Source organism: Kitasatospora sp. NPDC005748 (genome assembly GCF_040630735.1).
Taxonomy (GTDB): Bacteria; Actinomycetota; Actinomycetes; order Streptomycetales; family Streptomycetaceae; genus Kitasatospora.
The window spans coordinates 50,244-64,625 of record NZ_JBEXYD010000010.1 but is presented as its reverse complement, the minus strand read 5'-3'; the positions used below and the strand labels follow the sequence as shown (position 1 = coordinate 64,625).

The window sequence follows — 14,382 nt, the reverse complement described above, 5'->3', positions numbered from 1 at the left end:
GGACGATGGTCACATGAGATGCGCCCAGTTCCGTACTGCTCTGTCCGCCCGTCTCGACGGTGAGCCGACCGGTCTGCCGGACCGGCGGCTGGACAAGCACCTCGCGCGCTGCGAGGCCTGCCGCGGCTGGCAGGAGCAGGCGGAACGGCTGCGCGGTCGCACGACGGGGATCGACCCGGACGGCCCCTCGGCGGCATGGTCGGCGAACCTGCTCGCGAGCCTGGGCGGGCGCGGGTCGGGTGCGGGCGGTCCCGGCGTGACGGGCGGTCCCGGGCAGGGGGACGACGGGTCGGGGCCGGAGCGGTAGGACGGTGGCGCCGGGCGAGGCCGGTGCGCCGTCGTAGTCAGGCATGAAGAGGTCCTGAGGAGAGTGCTCGGGAGCGGTGGCCGCTGCGGGCGGCGCGCTCGGCGTCGGTGGACGCGCACGGATCGCCGTGTCCCGGCAGGGGGCGGCGGGGCGTGCGGGCCCGGGCCCCGGCGGCGCGGCCTACGGCCACGGCGCGGGGCGACCTGCCCACCGCGGCGCGGACACCGGAACGGCGTCGGGCGGCGGGCGCGTCAGCAGGCGGCAGCGAAGGACGGCGGCCCGCGCCGGACGAGGGCGTGCGAGAGCAGGACCGGTCGGGGCGGGCGGGCCCGACGGGCGGCAGGCCGGGGCGGGACCGGCGGCTCGAAGCCGCGCGGTCGGGTGAGCAGGGCGAGCACCGGGAGCAGCAGGACCCCGGCCAGCACGGTGCCGAGTGCTCCGAGCAGTTCGAACAGCCGGGTCAGCGCCGTCTCGCCGCGCCGGAGCAGCAGCGCGCAGGCGAGTGCGGCGAGCAGGTGGGCGGTGAGCATCCCGGCCGACATGGAGTGAGCCGCCATGTCGTGGCCGGACATCCCCGGCATCCTCGGCATCCCCGATGCTCCGGACAGCCCGGCCGCGTCGCCGGACAGGCCGGACCCGCCGGTCAGGCCCGCCAGCCCGTGGTCCGCGGCGGCCGTGGCCGGAGGCGGGCCCACCGCGGCCGCGGTGCCGTGGTGGTGCGTCCCGGTCAGGACGCGGACGCCCGTGGCGGGCGGCACGTCGGGGTCGATCCCGGCCATCCGGGCCAGGTCGGCGGGGGAGAGCCCGGTGGGCGTCTGGTCCGGATTGCAGAGCAGCAGGCCGGCCCAGTCCGTCGTGGCGATGCGGCCGAACCCGCCGCGGTCGGCGGCCAGGGCCCCGGCCTGTTCGAACATCAGGTGCAGCGCGCTCTGCGCGGCGACCATCCAGACACTGATCGGACCGAGCCCCCGCCGCTTGCCGGCCAGCAGCCAGCCGAAGCCGAGGGTGAGACCGAAGGCGCCCGCCAGGACCGGCGGGGAGACGCCGGCGCCGGCCATGGTGACGTGCGCCGCGGCGGCCAGCGCCACGCAGAGCGCGGCGAAGACCACGGCGCGCAGTGCGCGGATTCGGTCGGTCATCACGATGACACTCATCGTCGCATTCGCCCCGGCGGGCCAGGACCGCGCCCTCGGGTATTGGCCGGTTCGGCCCCGTGAGAGCATGCCCGGCCGCCCGGTCCCGGCTGCCCGGACGGGCAATCGGCCAAGCGATCGGACGGGCGATCGGAGGGGCAGTCGACCGGGGCAGTCGACCGGGGTCGGCCGGACCGCCGCCGCCCGGCCGGTGCACGGCCGTCGCCGGCCCCCGAGGGCGGCGCGCCAGAGGCGGTTCGTACGGTCGCCCGGCCCCGGCTTGTCCGTTCCGGCACGGGACCGCCGCCCGCGCCCGCCCGTACCGTCTGGGCACCGCGCGGCGCCGCGCCGCCGGTCGACGACGGCACGGGCCGGTGAGCACGGAGAGGCGGGCGGGCCGATGTACTGGCTGGTTCACGACTATCGCGAGGACGACCTCGCGGCGGTGGTCCACTTGATCGACACCACGGCGGAGCTCGGCCAGGAGTCGGTGTTCTCCCTGGCGGAGTGCATCAGCGCGCTGACCTCGCGCCAGCCGGCCGTGGTCGCCGTGCACCAGGGGGCGCCGATCGGTGCCGCGCTCGCCTGCGTGGCGGGCGAGCGCGCCTGGGTGATGCGGATCGCGATCGCGCCGGCCTGGCGCGGCCGGGGCCTGGCGAGTTCGCTGCTGCGCGAGCTGGAGCGCCGGCTGGTGGCCTGCCGGGTGCGCCGCATCGCCTATGTGCTGCCCGAGGAGGAACTGCTCGGCGAGGGCCTGCACAACGCCGGCTACACCCGCCGCCCCGCGGCCGCCTACTTCGAGAAGGACGAGCCGCAGGCGGGCGCGGCGAGCGGACTCCTGGAGGAACTCGGCGGCCGGCTGCTGCCGGGCGACCTCTGGGCCAAGGTGGCCGGGATGGAGACCGAGAAGAACCTGATCGAGCGCCGGGTGGTGGCGCCGCTCGCCGAGCCCGAGCGGGCCGCCCGGCACGGTGTGCGCCCGCCGCGCGCGATCGCCCTGTTCGGACCGCCCGGTACCGGCAAGACGACCTTCGCCCGGGCGATCGCCTCCCGGCTCGGCTGGCCGTTCGTCGAACTGCTGCCGTCCCGGCTGGCCGACGAGGGCAACCTGGCGGCCGCGCTGCGCGACGCCTTCGCCCGGATCGGCCGGCTGGAGCGCGCGCTGGTCTTCATCGACGAGGTGGAGGAGATCGCGCCGTTGCGCACCGAGGGCGTCCAGGGCGGCATGCACGGCGTCACCAACGAGCTGCTCAAGCTCATCCCGGGGTTCCGGGAGGGCGAGGAACGGCTGCTGGTCTGCGCGACCAACTCGATCCGCTCGCTGGACCCGGCGTTCCTGCGCCCGGGCCGCTTCGACTACCTGATCCCGATCGGCACTCCGGACCCGGCCGCGCGCTCCGCCATCTGGTCCCGGTACGCGGCCGGCCGGGCGGACGTGGACCTCGACGCGCTGGTGGGGGCGAGCGAGCTGTTCACCCCGGCGGACATCGAGCACGCCGCCCGGGTCGCCGCCCAGGCGGCCTTCGAACGGGACCTCGCCGGAGCGGACCCGGCCGGAGCGGACCCGGCCGGAGCCGCCGTGACAGGGCCGGACCCCGCCGCGACGGGGCCGGACGCCGCCGACGGGGCGAGCACCGAGGACTACCTGGCGGCCATCGCCCGGGCCCGGCCGACCGTCACCCCGGCGATGATCGAGGAGTTCGGCGCGGACATCACCTCGCATGCGCGCGTCTGAATATCGTTTCATCGCATGGTAGTTGCGGTTTGACACCCTGCCGGTCGGTGCTGACTAAATGTGGGCACCGACAGGACAGGAGGCCCGGCATGGGCACAGTGGCCGCGACGGACACCCCCGCCGTCGACCTCGCCGACCCCGGGTTCTGGCAGCTGCCCGCGCCGGCCCGGGCCGCCGCCTTCGCCGAGCTGCGCCGACTCCCCGGCCCGGTCTTCGTCGGCGAACGGGCCGGGGAGCGGGCCGGCGGCGCCAAGGGCGCCAGGAGCGGCAGGAGTGCCAAGGGCGCCAAGGGCGCCAAGGGCTACCACGCCCTGGTCCGGCACGCCGACGTGGTCGAGGCCAGCCGCACCCCCGCGGTGTTCCTCAGCGGTCCCGGGGTCACCACCCCCGAACCCGCCCGCTGGGTCCGGGCGCTGTTCGGCGACTCGATGGTCAACCTGGACGACCCCCGCCACGCCCAGCTGCGCCGGATCGTCTCCCGGGCGTTCACGCCGCGCCTGATCGCCCGGGTCGAGGACGACATCCGCCTGGTCGCCGCCCGCCTGATCGACCGGGTGGCACGGGACCGGCCCGAGGACTTCGTCACCTCGGTCGCCGCCGAGCTCCCCTTCCAGGTCATCTGCAACATGATGGGCATCCCGGAGGAGCCCCGCCGCGCGATCCTCGACCAGGTCAACCACGCCTCCGAGAACACCGGGGTGGCCCGGCCGCTGCGCAGCCGGATCCGGGTGCCCGGGCGGGGCCTGCGGGCGCTCGCCCGGATGCAGGGCATGGTCGCCGAACTCGGCCGGGAGCGGCGCCGCCGGCCCACCGACGACCTCATCTCCGCCCTGGTCACCGCCGACGTCGACGGCCGCCGGCTGACCGGCCGGGAGCTCGGCGCGTTCTTCTCCCTGCTGCTGGTCGCCGGTGTCGAGACCACCCGCAACGCACTGGCCCACGGCCTGCACCTGCTCACCGTCCACCCCGAGCAGCGGGCCCTGCTGCTCGGCGACCCGGACCGCCACCTCGGCGGCGCGGTGGACGAGATCGTCCGCCACGCGACGCCGATCATCCAGTTCCGCCGCACCCTGGCCGTCGACCACCGGCTGGGCGGCCCCGAGGGCCCCCTGCTGCGGGCGGGGGAGAAGGCGGTGCTCTTCTTCGGCTCCGCCAACCGCGACGAGAGCGTCTTCACCGACCCGGACGCCTTCGACATCACCCGCACCCCCAACCCCCACCTCGGCTTCGGCGGTGGCGGGCCGCACTACTGCCTGGGCGCGCACCTCGCCCGGCAGGAGATGAAGGTGCTCTACCGGGAGCTCTTCACCCGCCTGCCGCAGGCCCGCTCGGTGGGCGAGCCGGAGCTGGTCCCGTCCAACTTCGACCACCGGGTGCGGGCGCTGCGCTTCACGTTCTGACGCGGCCCCGCCCCCCGTGGTCGGCTACCCACCGGTCGGGATGCCGCGGTCGGCCTTCACCTGCTTCATGGTCAGGTGCGAGTTCACCTGGGCGATCCCGGGCAGCCCGGAGAGCACGTCGGTGATGAACCGCTCGTAGGCCGCGATGTCCGCCACCGCGATCCGCAGCAGGTAGTCCGGTTCGCCGAAGAGCCGGTGCGCCTCCACCACCTCGGGCAGCTCCGCCACCCGGTGTTCGAACTCGGCCACCGTCGCCCGGTCCTCGTGCCGCATGGTGATCGTCACGAAGGGCTGGAAGCCGCGGCCCACCGCCGCGCCGTCCAGCAGCGCCCGGTAGCCGCGGATCACGCCGTCCTGCTCCAGCTGCCGGACCCGGCGCAGGCACGGCGAGGGGGTGAGGTCCACCCGGGCGGCCAGTTCGGCGTTGGTGAGGCGGCCCTCCTGCTGGAGCTCGCGGAGGATTCTGCGGTCGATACGGTCCATAGCGCAATATTCTGCCAAATCGCGGACCGAACGGGCAGGAAGTGGCCATCGTGTGCCGAGCCGTTCCGGCTACCTTCAGTGACCGTAGCGCCGGAACGAACACGACAGGTCACGACCATGGACACGCACGCCCTCCTCCTCTTCCTGGGGGTCGACCTGCTCCTGGTCTGCACCCCCGGCCCCGACTGGCTCTACATCGCCGCCCGCGGCCTCGGCCAGGGCCGCCGCGCCGCACTGGTCGCCGTCGCCGGCGTCTGCGCCGGATACGCCGTGCACACCCTGCTCTCCAGCGCCGGCCTGGCCGCCGCGCTGCGGGCGGTGCCCGCCGCCCTGCCGGTGCTCCGGCTGGTCGGCGCCGGGTACCTGCTGGTGCTGGCGGCCGGCATGCTCCTCGCGCTGCGCCGGGGCGGGGCCACCGCCTTCGCGCAGGCACCGCCGCAACCCACCGCCACCGTGCTGCGCCAGAGCATGCTCACCGCCCTGCTCAACCCCAAGGGCCTGCTGCTCTACCTCTCCCTGGTGCCGCAGTTCGTCGACCCGGCCGCCGCGCTGCCGGTCGGCGGCCAGGTGCTCGCGCTCGGCTCGCTCAACGTGCTGGCCTGCGCGGTCGTCTACGCCCTGGTCGCGCACGCCAGTGGCCGGCTGGGCGGCCGGTTCGGCACCACCCCGCAGGCCGCCCGGCGGATGACGATGGTCTCCGCGGTGCTGCTGATGCTGGTGGCGGGCGTCACGGCGAGCGCCTGAGAACCGGAGCAGAATGCGGGCATGACAGAGCGTCCGCTACCCGCCACCCCGCCCGCCGCCGCCCCCGACGGCCCCACCGCGCACGCCTGGGCCGCCCTGGGCGGGCCCGCCGACCTGCTGGAGCAGGTCTCCTTCCACGGGCCCGAGGACGTGCTGCCCGCCCGGCTGCCGGTCCGGCAGCTGGCCCGGGCCACCGTCGCCGCCTGCTCGCTGGCCGCCGGGGAGCTGTCCGCGCTGCGGTCGGGCGGCCCGGTGCCGGCGGTCCGGATCGACCAGGGCGCGGTGGCCACCGCCTTCGTCAGCGAACGCCACCTGCGGATCGACGGTCGCGCCCCCGTCAGCTTCGCCCCGCTCTCCGGCTTCTGGCAGACCGCCGACGGCTGGGTCCGCACCCACGCCAACTACCCGCACCACCGGGCCCGGCTGCTCACCGCGCTCGGACTGCCCGCCGACACCGGCCCCGAACCGCTGGCCGCGACGCTGCGCGAGCACCCGGCCGAGTGGATCCAGGAGCGCGCCTACCGGGCGGGAGCGCTCGCGGTGGCCGTCGCGCCGGCCGGCGGCCCCGCGGTCCCGCTGGTCGAGACCCGGGTGACGGACGGGGCCGCCGCCCGCCCGCTCGGCCCCGCCGGTCTGCCCGCCGAGGGCGTCCGCGTGCTCGACCTCACCCGGGTGATCGCCGGCCCCGTCGCCACCCGCACGCTCGCCCTGCTGGGCGCCGACGTCCTGCGGGTCGACTCGCCCCGGCTGCCCGAGGCCGAGGACGCCCACGCCGACACCGGCTCCGGCAAGCGCTCCACCCGGCTGGACCTCGCCGCCCCCGGCGACCGCGCGGTCTTCGAGGAGCTGCTGGCCACCGCCGACGCCGTCGTCACCGGCTACCGCCCCGGCGCCCTGGACGCCTTCGGCCTGGCGCCCGACGCCCTGCTCGAACGGCGCCCCGGCCTGGTCGTCGCCCAGCTCCACGCCTGGGGCCGGACCGGCCCCTGGGCCGGGCGCCGCGGCTTCGACAGCCTGGTCCAGGCCGGTGTCGGCATCGCCGTCACGGAGGCCGGTGCCGACGGCCGCCCCGGTGCGCTGCCCGCCCAGGCGCTCGACCACGGGACGGGCTACCTGATCGCCGCCGGCGTCCTGCGCGCCCTCACCGAGCAGCGCACCGGCCGCCCCGGCGGCCGCCACCTGCGCTTCTCGCTGGCCGGTACCGCCTCCTGGCTGCAGCACGGCATCGGGCCCGCCGCCCCCGGCCCGGCGGCCGCGGAGTCCTACGACCCGCAGCGCTGGCTGACCGAGGCGGACTCCCCGTACGGGCGGCTGCGGTACGCGCTCCCGCCGATCGGCTACCAGGGCGGCCCCGCCGACTGGTCCCGCCCGCCGGGCCGCTGGGGCACGGACGCGCCGGCCTGGAGCTGACGGGCGGCCGCCGCCGGGGAGCTGTCGGCGGCGGGTGGCAGGATCCCGGTATGACCGCGCACGCGAGCGACTACGCCTGGCTCGACTCCGGGGACTTCGCCACCCTCACGGAGGCGTACTGCCTGACCATGGTCGAGGGGGTGTCCGCCGGCGAGCTGCTCCGCCGTTTCGGCGCCGCCCCCGGCCGGCGGGTCACCGGTACCCCGGAGGTCCTGGCGGCCTGGGACCGGTACGAGGACGGCGGCGACACCGGCGAGGACGGCGACGGCCACGGCGACGAGGCGCTCGACGGCGACGAGGAGCTGCTGCTCGTCGCCGTCGCCGAACTCGACGGCTGGGCGGTGGCCCTGGAGGTCAACGGCTACCTCGGGACCAGCCGGGGCCTGCTGCCCCGCCTCGCCGAGGGCTCCAGGCTGGTCTCGCACTTCCGGAACGTCAACGCGGTGGACCACTTCCACTGGCGGGAGGGCGAGCGGCACCGGCTGCACTTCGAGCCGCTCTTCCCGGCGGACCGCGACGGCGCCGACGCGGACGCGGTGGCGGAGCTGCTGACGGCGGTCGGCTTCGACCTCAGCACGGCCGAGGGGCGCGGCATCGACCGGACCACGCCCGCGGCCTTCGCCCTCGGCGAGGAGCTCACCGGGCTGCGGCTGACCCCGGAGCGGCTGCGGGCGGCGGAGTTCGTGATCGGCTACGCCCCCGTGCCGTAGCACCCGCTGCCGGGCGCCCACCGGGGCGCGTGGCCGCGGCCGTCAGACGCCGGACGGGATCTCCTTGGCCCGGCTGCGGACCTGGAAGGCGGTGATGATCTCGATCAGGCCGAGGAACAGCAGCCAGCACCCGGCGAGCACGGTCAGGGCGGTGATCGAGCCGACCGGCCAGACCATCAGCAGCACGCCGGCCACGGTGTTGGCCGCCCCGGCGAAGGCCTGCCAGCCGCGCGCCGGCATGTCGGCGTCCGAGATCGCGGCGACGAGCTGGGTGATGCCCCGGAACAGCCAGCCGATGCCGATCCACAGCGCCAGCAGCAGGAGCGACTGCACCGCGCTGCGGAAGCACAGCAGGCCGAGCAGGACGCAGAGCGCGCCGCTGATGAAGGCCAGCACCCGCATCGCGGTGGTGACATGGGTGCCGAAGGCGGCGACCAGCTGCACGATGCCGATGACCAGCAGGTAGAGGCCGAACAGCACGCCCACGACCATCAGCGTCTGCTTCGGCCAGGCGAAGACGATGATCCCGAGGGCGAGCGAGACGAGCCCGGCGAGCAGCAGCACCTGCCAGGCGGCCTTGGCGAGCATTCCGAGCGGGCCCCGGACCGGCGAACCGTCGGGGGTGATGATCGGGGAGACCACGGTGGTGTACTCCTGGCGGCTTGGGAGGGGCGGAGGACACTCCTGACGATCGTCGCGGGGGCCGCGCACCGCCCGTCGGGTTCGCCCGTCCGGGGGACGGAACTGATGTCCCCCGGACACCGGAAGGACATCTCCCGTCCGGCTCGCCGCCAGGCCGCACCTCTGCACCCGGAACCACGCCGACCGCACCTGCCGCCTCGAAGCGGGTGACCGGATCGTGGTCGCCGCCGGCCGCAGCGGGCCCGCCCGGCGCAACACCCGCGTGGTGGCCGAGGACTGACGGACGGGCGGGGGCGGCGGGCGCCGAACGGCCGCCGCCCCCGCCCGTGCCGGATCAGCGGTGGGTGAACTCCGGCGGGCGCTTCTCGGCGAAGGCCGCCATGCCCTCCTTCTGGTCCGCGGTGGCGAAGGTCGCGTGGAACAGCCGGCGCTCGAAGCGGACGCCCTCGGCCAGGGTGGTCTCGAACGCCCGGTTGACGCTCTCCTTCATCATGATCGCGGCGGGGGTGGACATCTGCGCGACCGTCTCCGCGGTGGCCAGCGCCTCGGCGAGCAGCTCGCCGGCCGGGACGATCCGGGAGACCAGGCCGGCCCGCTCGGCCTCCTCGGCACCCATCATCCGGCCGGTCAGGCAGAGTTCCATCGCCTTGGCCTTGCCGACCGCGCGGGTCAGCCGCTGCGAGCCGCCGATCCCCGGGATGACCCCGAGCTTGATCTCCGGCTGGCCGAACTTCGCGGTGTCGGCGGCCAGCAGGATGTCACAGAGCATCGCCAGCTCGCAGCCGCCGCCGAGGGCGAAGCCGGCCACCGCCGCGACGACCGGCTTGCGCAGCTCGCCGAGCCGGTCCCACGGGCCCAGCCAGTCGTCCAGGTAGACGTCGGGGAACGCGTTGCCCTGCATCTCCTTGATGTCGGCGCCGGCCGCGAAGGCCTTCTCCGAGCCGGTGATCACCATGGCGCCGATCTCCGGGTCCCGGTCGAACGCGGTGGCGGCCGCGACCACCTCGTTCATCAGCTGGGTGTTGAGCGCGTTCAGCGCCTTCGGCCGGTTGAGCGTGATCAGCCCGACCCGCCCCTTGCGCTCGACCAGGATCGTCTCGTAGGTCTCGGTCATCGCCGTTGACTCCCATTCCGCTGCTCGGCACCACACCGGGTGCGTCCTGACCACCCAACGATCTACGACGGGCCCCGCCTCGCGCCAGTCTTGCCATGCGAGACGGTGGTCACGGGCTCCGGCGTCCGGCGGGTCGGCTCCGGCCGGGGCCGGTCCGCCGCCCCGGCCGGAGCCGACGGCGGTCAGGCCAGGCCGAGTTCGTCGCCCTCGCGCGGGGCGAAAAAGCGGTCGACCTCGGCCGCGGTGACGCCGGCCGGCTCGGCCGGGGACCAGCGCGGGGCACGGTCCTTGTCGACCACCTGGGCGCGGATCCCCTCGACGAGGTCCGGCGTGGTCAGCGCGTGGCAGGAGATCCGGTACTCCTGGTCGAGCACCGCCTCCAGGGAGGGCAGCGTGCGGGCCCGGCGCAGCGCGGCCAGGGTGACCTTGACGGCGGTGGGGGCGTTGCCGAGCAGCTGTTCGGCGGCCTCCTTGGCCTCCGGGACGCCGCAGCCGAGCAGCCGCTCGACGATCTCCTCGACGGTGTCGGCCGCGTAGCAGGCGTCGATCCACTGCCGCCGGTCGGCCAGGGCAGCGGGCGGTGCCGGGGCGGCGTGGGCGGCCACGGCGGCGGTGAGGCCGGCGCCGGTCAGCCCGGCGGTGCCCGCCAGGGCGGCGAGCAGCACGGGGATCCGCGCGGTGGGCACGAAGTGGTCGGCGAAGCCGCAGTACAGGGCGTCGCCGGGGCCCATCGAGCCCGAGGTGAGCCCGAGGTGGAGGCCCGACTCGCCCGGGGCGCGGGCCAGCAGCAGGCTGCCGCCGACATCCGGGACGAGGCCGATCCTGGTCTCCGGCATCGCCACGACGGACCGCTCGGTGACGATCCGCACGGCGCCGTGGGCGGAGAGGCCGACCCCGCCGCCCATGGTGATGCCGTCCATCACCGCCAGGTAGGGCTTCGGGTAGCGGGCGATCAGCGCGTTCAGCCGGTACTCGTCGCGGAAGAACGCCCGGGCGCCGGCGCCGCCCGCCTTGGCGTCGTCGTGCAGGGCCCGGATGTCCGCCCCCGCGCAGAGGCCGCGCTCACCGGCGCCGGTCAGCACCACGGCGCGCACCGCGTCGTCCGCCGCCCAGCCGTCCAGGGCGGCCCGGACGGCCCGGATCATGTCGTGGGTCAGGGAGTTGATCGCCCTCGGCCGGTCGAGCACGATCCGCCCGACGCCGCCGTCCCGGTAGGCCTGTACCTCTGCGCTCATCGGGCCCGCTCCCGTTCGTCGTCGCTGTCCGTCGTGGAGAACTCCGCCGTCACCGTACCCCCGGCGGGTGGCCGCCCCGGCGGCCGGGGACGCGCCGCTACGCGCCGGAGGCGGCGCCGGGTGTCCGGCGCCGCCTCCTGGGCGCTCCCGCGGCCGTGGTGCCGGCCGTGGTGGGGCTACGGCACGACCCGCCCGGTCACCTCGCCGAAGCCGACCACGGCGCCGTCGCGGCCCGGGGCGGTGGCGGTGATGACGACCTCGTCGCCGTCCTCCAGGAACGTCCGGACGGTGCCGTCCGGGAGCTTCAGCGGCTCCTCGCCGTTCCAGGTCAGCTCGATCAGGGCGCCCCGGGTCCGCGGCTCGGGGCCGCTGACGGTGCCCGAGGCGAAGAAGTCCCCGGTGCGCAGCGAGGCGCCGTTGGCCGTCAGATGGGCGAGCTGCTGCGCGGCGGTCCAGTACATCGAGGCGAACGGCGGGTGGGAGACCGGGTGCCCGTTCAGCCGGACCTCCATCGCGAGGTCCAGGCCCCACGGCTCGCCGCCGCGGTCGTCCAGGTAGGGCAGCGGCTCGACGTCCCGGGCGGGCGGGGCGACCCGGGCGTGCTCCAGGGCGTCCAGCGGCACGATCCACGGCGAGACCGAGGTGCCGAAGGACTTGCCGAGGAACGGGCCGAGCGGCACGTACTCCCAGGCCTGGATGTCGCGCGCGGACCAGTCGTTGACCAGGCAGACACCGAACACGTGCTCGCGGAAGGCGTCCAGCGGGACGGGCGTGCCGAGCGCGGACGGCGTGCCGACCACGAAGCCGACCTCCGCCTCGATGTCCAGCCGGCGGGTCGGTCCGAAGGACGGCGCCGGGTCGGCCGGGGCCTTGCGCTGTCCGTGCGGGCGGACCACCTCCGTCCCCGAGACCACCACCGTGCCGGCCCGGCCGTGGTAACCGATCGGCAAGTGCTTCCAGTTGGGGGTGAGCGGCTCCGAGCCGGGGCGGAAGATCCGGCCCAGATTGGTGGCGTGGTGCTCGGAGGCGTAGAAGTCGACGTAGTCGGCGACCTCGAACGGCAGGTGCAGCTCCACCTCGGCCAGGGGCAGCAGCAGCGGCGAGAGCGCCGCCCGGTGGGACTCGTCGGTGAGCCAGCGGGTCAGCGCCGCGCGCACCTCGGTCCAGACCGGACGCCCCGCGCCCAGCAGCGGATTGAGGCTCTCGGCGTCCAGCAGGACGGACGGCTCCCCGGCCGCGCGGGCGGCGGCCCCGGCGTCGAGGACGAACTCCCCGACGCGTACGCCGATCCGCCGCCGGCCCGGCCGGTCGGCGGCGGTGAAGACGCCGTACGGCAGGTTGTGCACGCCGAACGGCGAGTCCTGGGCGCTGGCGAGCCAGCTGCGGGGGGTGCTCAACGGTCCTCCTGGGGCATGGGACTGGGCGACAACAGGCCGAGCCCGGCCAGGTCGTCCAGGGGTTCGGCGACACTACAGGTGCCGAACGCGGTGAACGAGTTCCTGATCACCGTAACCTGACGGTCGGTCAGTTCGCCGATCGCCTTGGCCAGCACGGCGCCGGAGCGCTCGGCCAGCACCTCGGCGGCGGCCGACCGGTCGGTCTCCTGTGCGGCCAGCAGGACGTTCAGGAAGCCGTGGTGCTCGAAGCCGGTGACCGGATCGGTGTGCCGGACGGCGTGGTGCAGCCCGGCGGTGCACTTGTACGGCAGGCCGCGCTCCGCGCAGCCGGTGAGGAAGCGGGCCAGCTCCTCCTCGTCGGGGAAGGCGCCGGCCACCACCCCGCCGGTGCGGAACTTCGCCCGGTACGGGCTGTCGACCAGGACGTCCAGGGCGTCGCCCAGCGCGTCGCCGCGCAGCAGTTCGCGCGGCAGCTCCACGGCGGCCGGGACGTCCGGCGGCAGCAGCAGGTCCAGCGCGGCGACCGCCTCGCCGGCGTCCCGGGTGGCCAGCTCGACGCCGGCCACCTCGAACGGCGCGGCGGCCTCCAGGGCCGGGCCGAGCTCCGCACTGCCCCCCGGCAGTACGAGCCCGACCCGCAGCGGCCCGGTGTGCCGGGCCGGGTCCGCGGCGGCCGCCAGCTCGCCGAGCCGGCCCGCCCCGCAGAGCAGCGGGCCGACCGCGGCGGCGTACCAGGCGCTGCGGTGCGCCCGGTGGGCCGGCACCGCGTCGGCGAGCGGCAGGTTCCCGGGCGGGAACACGGCCGCGTCGTCGAAGAGGTCCCGGAACAGCTCGGGGATCGCGCTCATCGCGCGGGCCCCCGACCGGCCCAGGTCCACGCGTAGTTGCCGTCCTCGGAGGCCCGGCCGCCCTCGCCCAGCTCCAGTGGCCGGAAGGTGTCCACCATCACCGCGAGCTCGTCGAAGAACTCCGCGCCGATGCTGCGCTCGTACGCCCCCGGCTGCGGGCCGTGGGTGTGGCCGCCGGGGTGCAGCGAGATCGAGCCCTGGGCGATGCCCGAGCCCTTGCGGGCCGCGTAGTCGCCGCCGCAGTAGAACATCACCTCGTCGCTGTCCACGTTGGAGTGGTAGTAGGGGACGGGGATCGCGAGCGGGTGGTAGTCCACCTTGCGGGGCACGAAGTTGCAGATCACGAAGCCGTTGCCCTCGAACACCTGGTGCGCGGGCGGCGGCTGGTGGATCCGGCCGGTGATCGGCTCGTAGTCCCGCACGTTGAGGACGTACGGGTACAGGCAGCCGTCCCAGCCGACCACGTCGAACGGGTGGTGCGGCACGGTGTACCGGGTGCCCGCGACGCCGTTCGGGCCGCGGTGCTTGACCAGCACGTCGACGTCCGTGCCCTCGACGAGCAGCGGGCCGGCCGGACCGCGCAGGTCCCGCTCGCAGTACGGCGCGTGCTCCAGCAGCTGGCCGTACTTCGAGAGGTAGCGCTTCACCGGGGAGATGTGGCTGTTCGCCTCGATGCAGTAGGCGCGCAGCGGCTCGTCGCCGGCCGGCACCCAGCGGTGCGTGGTCGCTCGGGGGATGACCACGTAGTCGCCCTGGCCGACCGCCAGCGTGCCGAAGACCGTCTCGACCGTGCCGCTGCCGGACTCCACGTACACGCACTCGTCGCCGAGCGCGTTGCGGTACAGCTCGCTCGGGGCCCCGGCGGCGACGTACGAGATCCGCACGTCGCCGTTGCCGAGGACGAGCCGGCGGCCGCCCACCACGTCGGCGGACTTCCACTCCTGGCCCGCGAACAGCTCGTGCAGCTTGAGGTGCCGGGGGAGCAGGGGGTGGTTGGGCACCGTCGACTGGTCCGGCAGCTCCCACGGCACGGCGTCCACGACGGCCGAGGGGATGCCCCGGTGGTAGAGCAGCGAGGAGTCCGAGGAGAACCCCTCCTCGCCCATCAACTCCTCGTAGTACAGCCCGCCTTCGGGGGTGCGGTGCTGGGTGTGCCGCTTGGGCGGGATGCTGCCCAGCTGCCGGTAGTACGCCATCGTCCTGCTCCTCCTGGCCCGTTCGCCG

14 protein-coding genes are annotated in these 14,382 nt (G+C 75.4%); 6 read left to right on the top strand and 8 right to left on the bottom strand.

Going from position 1 to position 14,382, the window contains the following annotated elements:
- Positions 1–13 precede the first annotated feature (13 nt).
- Positions 14–307 carry a zf-HC2 domain-containing protein gene (locus tag ABZ495_RS10835; RefSeq protein WP_329490430.1) on the top strand — a complete coding sequence of 98 codons (294 nt, stop codon included), beginning with the start codon at positions 14–16 and terminating at the stop codon, positions 305–307.
- A 251-nt stretch (positions 308–558) separates the two neighbouring features.
- On the opposite strand, the gene ABZ495_RS10830 is transcribed toward ABZ495_RS10835, so the two are convergent.
- Positions 559–1,446: a hypothetical protein gene (locus tag ABZ495_RS10830; protein WP_359804193.1), complete on the bottom strand. Its 888-nt coding sequence runs from the start codon at positions 1,444–1,446 to the stop codon at positions 559–561.
- A gap of 394 nt (positions 1,447–1,840) precedes the next feature.
- Between ABZ495_RS10830 and ABZ495_RS10825 the strand changes: the two genes are divergently transcribed.
- Together ABZ495_RS10825 and ABZ495_RS10820 are read left to right on the top strand one after the other, a co-directional pair.
- Positions 1,841–3,175 carry a bifunctional GNAT family N-acetyltransferase/ATP-binding protein gene (locus ABZ495_RS10825; RefSeq protein ID WP_359804194.1) on the top strand — a complete coding sequence of 445 codons (1,335 nt, stop codon included), beginning with the start codon at positions 1,841–1,843 and terminating at the stop codon, positions 3,173–3,175.
- Positions 3,176–3,264: 89 nt separating this feature from the next.
- A complete protein-coding gene (locus ABZ495_RS10820) occupies positions 3,265–4,575 on the top strand; it encodes a cytochrome P450 (protein WP_359804195.1) in 1,311 nt (436 codons plus the stop codon).
- A 24-nt stretch (positions 4,576–4,599) separates the two neighbouring features.
- On the opposite strand, the gene ABZ495_RS10815 is transcribed toward ABZ495_RS10820, so the two are convergent.
- Complete coding sequence (locus tag ABZ495_RS10815) at positions 4,600–5,058, bottom strand: Lrp/AsnC family transcriptional regulator (RefSeq protein ID WP_329490434.1); 459 nt, start codon at positions 5,056–5,058, stop codon at positions 4,600–4,602.
- Between the two features lie 117 nt (positions 5,059–5,175).
- Here ABZ495_RS10815 and ABZ495_RS10810 point away from each other — a divergent pair, with 117 nt between their 5' ends.
- From ABZ495_RS10810 to ABZ495_RS10800, 3 genes are read left to right on the top strand one after another with little or no spacing between them, the layout of a single operon-like run.
- Positions 5,176–5,802, top strand: a complete 627-nt coding sequence (locus tag ABZ495_RS10810; RefSeq protein WP_359835360.1) for a LysE family translocator — start codon at positions 5,176–5,178, stop codon at positions 5,800–5,802.
- Positions 5,803–5,823: 21 nt separating this feature from the next.
- Positions 5,824–7,212 carry a CoA transferase gene (locus ABZ495_RS10805; RefSeq protein ID WP_359835358.1) on the top strand — a complete coding sequence of 463 codons (1,389 nt, stop codon included), beginning with the start codon at positions 5,824–5,826 and terminating at the stop codon, positions 7,210–7,212.
- 50 nt (positions 7,213–7,262) lie between these two features.
- A complete protein-coding gene (locus ABZ495_RS10800; RefSeq protein ID WP_359835356.1) occupies positions 7,263–7,922 on the top strand; it encodes a DUF6461 domain-containing protein in 660 nt (219 codons plus the stop codon).
- A gap of 42 nt (positions 7,923–7,964) precedes the next feature.
- Here ABZ495_RS10800 and ABZ495_RS10795 read toward each other — a convergent pair whose 3' ends face one another.
- The 6 genes from ABZ495_RS10795 to ABZ495_RS10770 form a co-directional block, all read right to left on the bottom strand.
- Positions 7,965–8,564, bottom strand: a complete 600-nt coding sequence (locus tag ABZ495_RS10795) for an HdeD family acid-resistance protein (RefSeq protein ID WP_329490438.1) — start codon at positions 8,562–8,564, stop codon at positions 7,965–7,967.
- 334 nt (positions 8,565–8,898) lie between these two features.
- Complete coding sequence (locus tag ABZ495_RS10790) at positions 8,899–9,678, bottom strand: enoyl-CoA hydratase (RefSeq protein WP_329490440.1); 780 nt, start codon at positions 9,676–9,678, stop codon at positions 8,899–8,901.
- 182 nt (positions 9,679–9,860) lie between these two features.
- Entirely contained in the window at positions 9,861–10,913 is a 1,053-nt protein-coding gene (locus tag ABZ495_RS10785) for an enoyl-CoA hydratase/isomerase family protein (protein WP_359835354.1), read from the bottom strand.
- A 176-nt stretch (positions 10,914–11,089) separates the two neighbouring features.
- On the bottom strand, positions 11,090–12,310 hold the full coding sequence (fahA, locus tag ABZ495_RS10780) for a fumarylacetoacetase (protein ID WP_359804200.1): 1,221 nt from the start codon (positions 12,308–12,310) through the stop codon (positions 11,090–11,092).
- Entirely contained in the window at positions 12,307–13,158 is an 852-nt protein-coding gene (locus tag ABZ495_RS10775) for a hypothetical protein (protein ID WP_359835352.1), read from the bottom strand. Before ABZ495_RS10775 ends, fahA begins: the two co-directional genes overlap by 4 nt.
- Positions 13,155–14,354: a cupin domain-containing protein gene (locus ABZ495_RS10770; RefSeq protein ID WP_359804202.1), complete on the bottom strand. Its 1,200-nt coding sequence runs from the start codon at positions 14,352–14,354 to the stop codon at positions 13,155–13,157. The genes ABZ495_RS10775 and ABZ495_RS10770 overlap by 4 nt, the downstream gene beginning before the upstream one ends.
- Positions 14,355–14,382 lie beyond the last annotated feature (28 nt).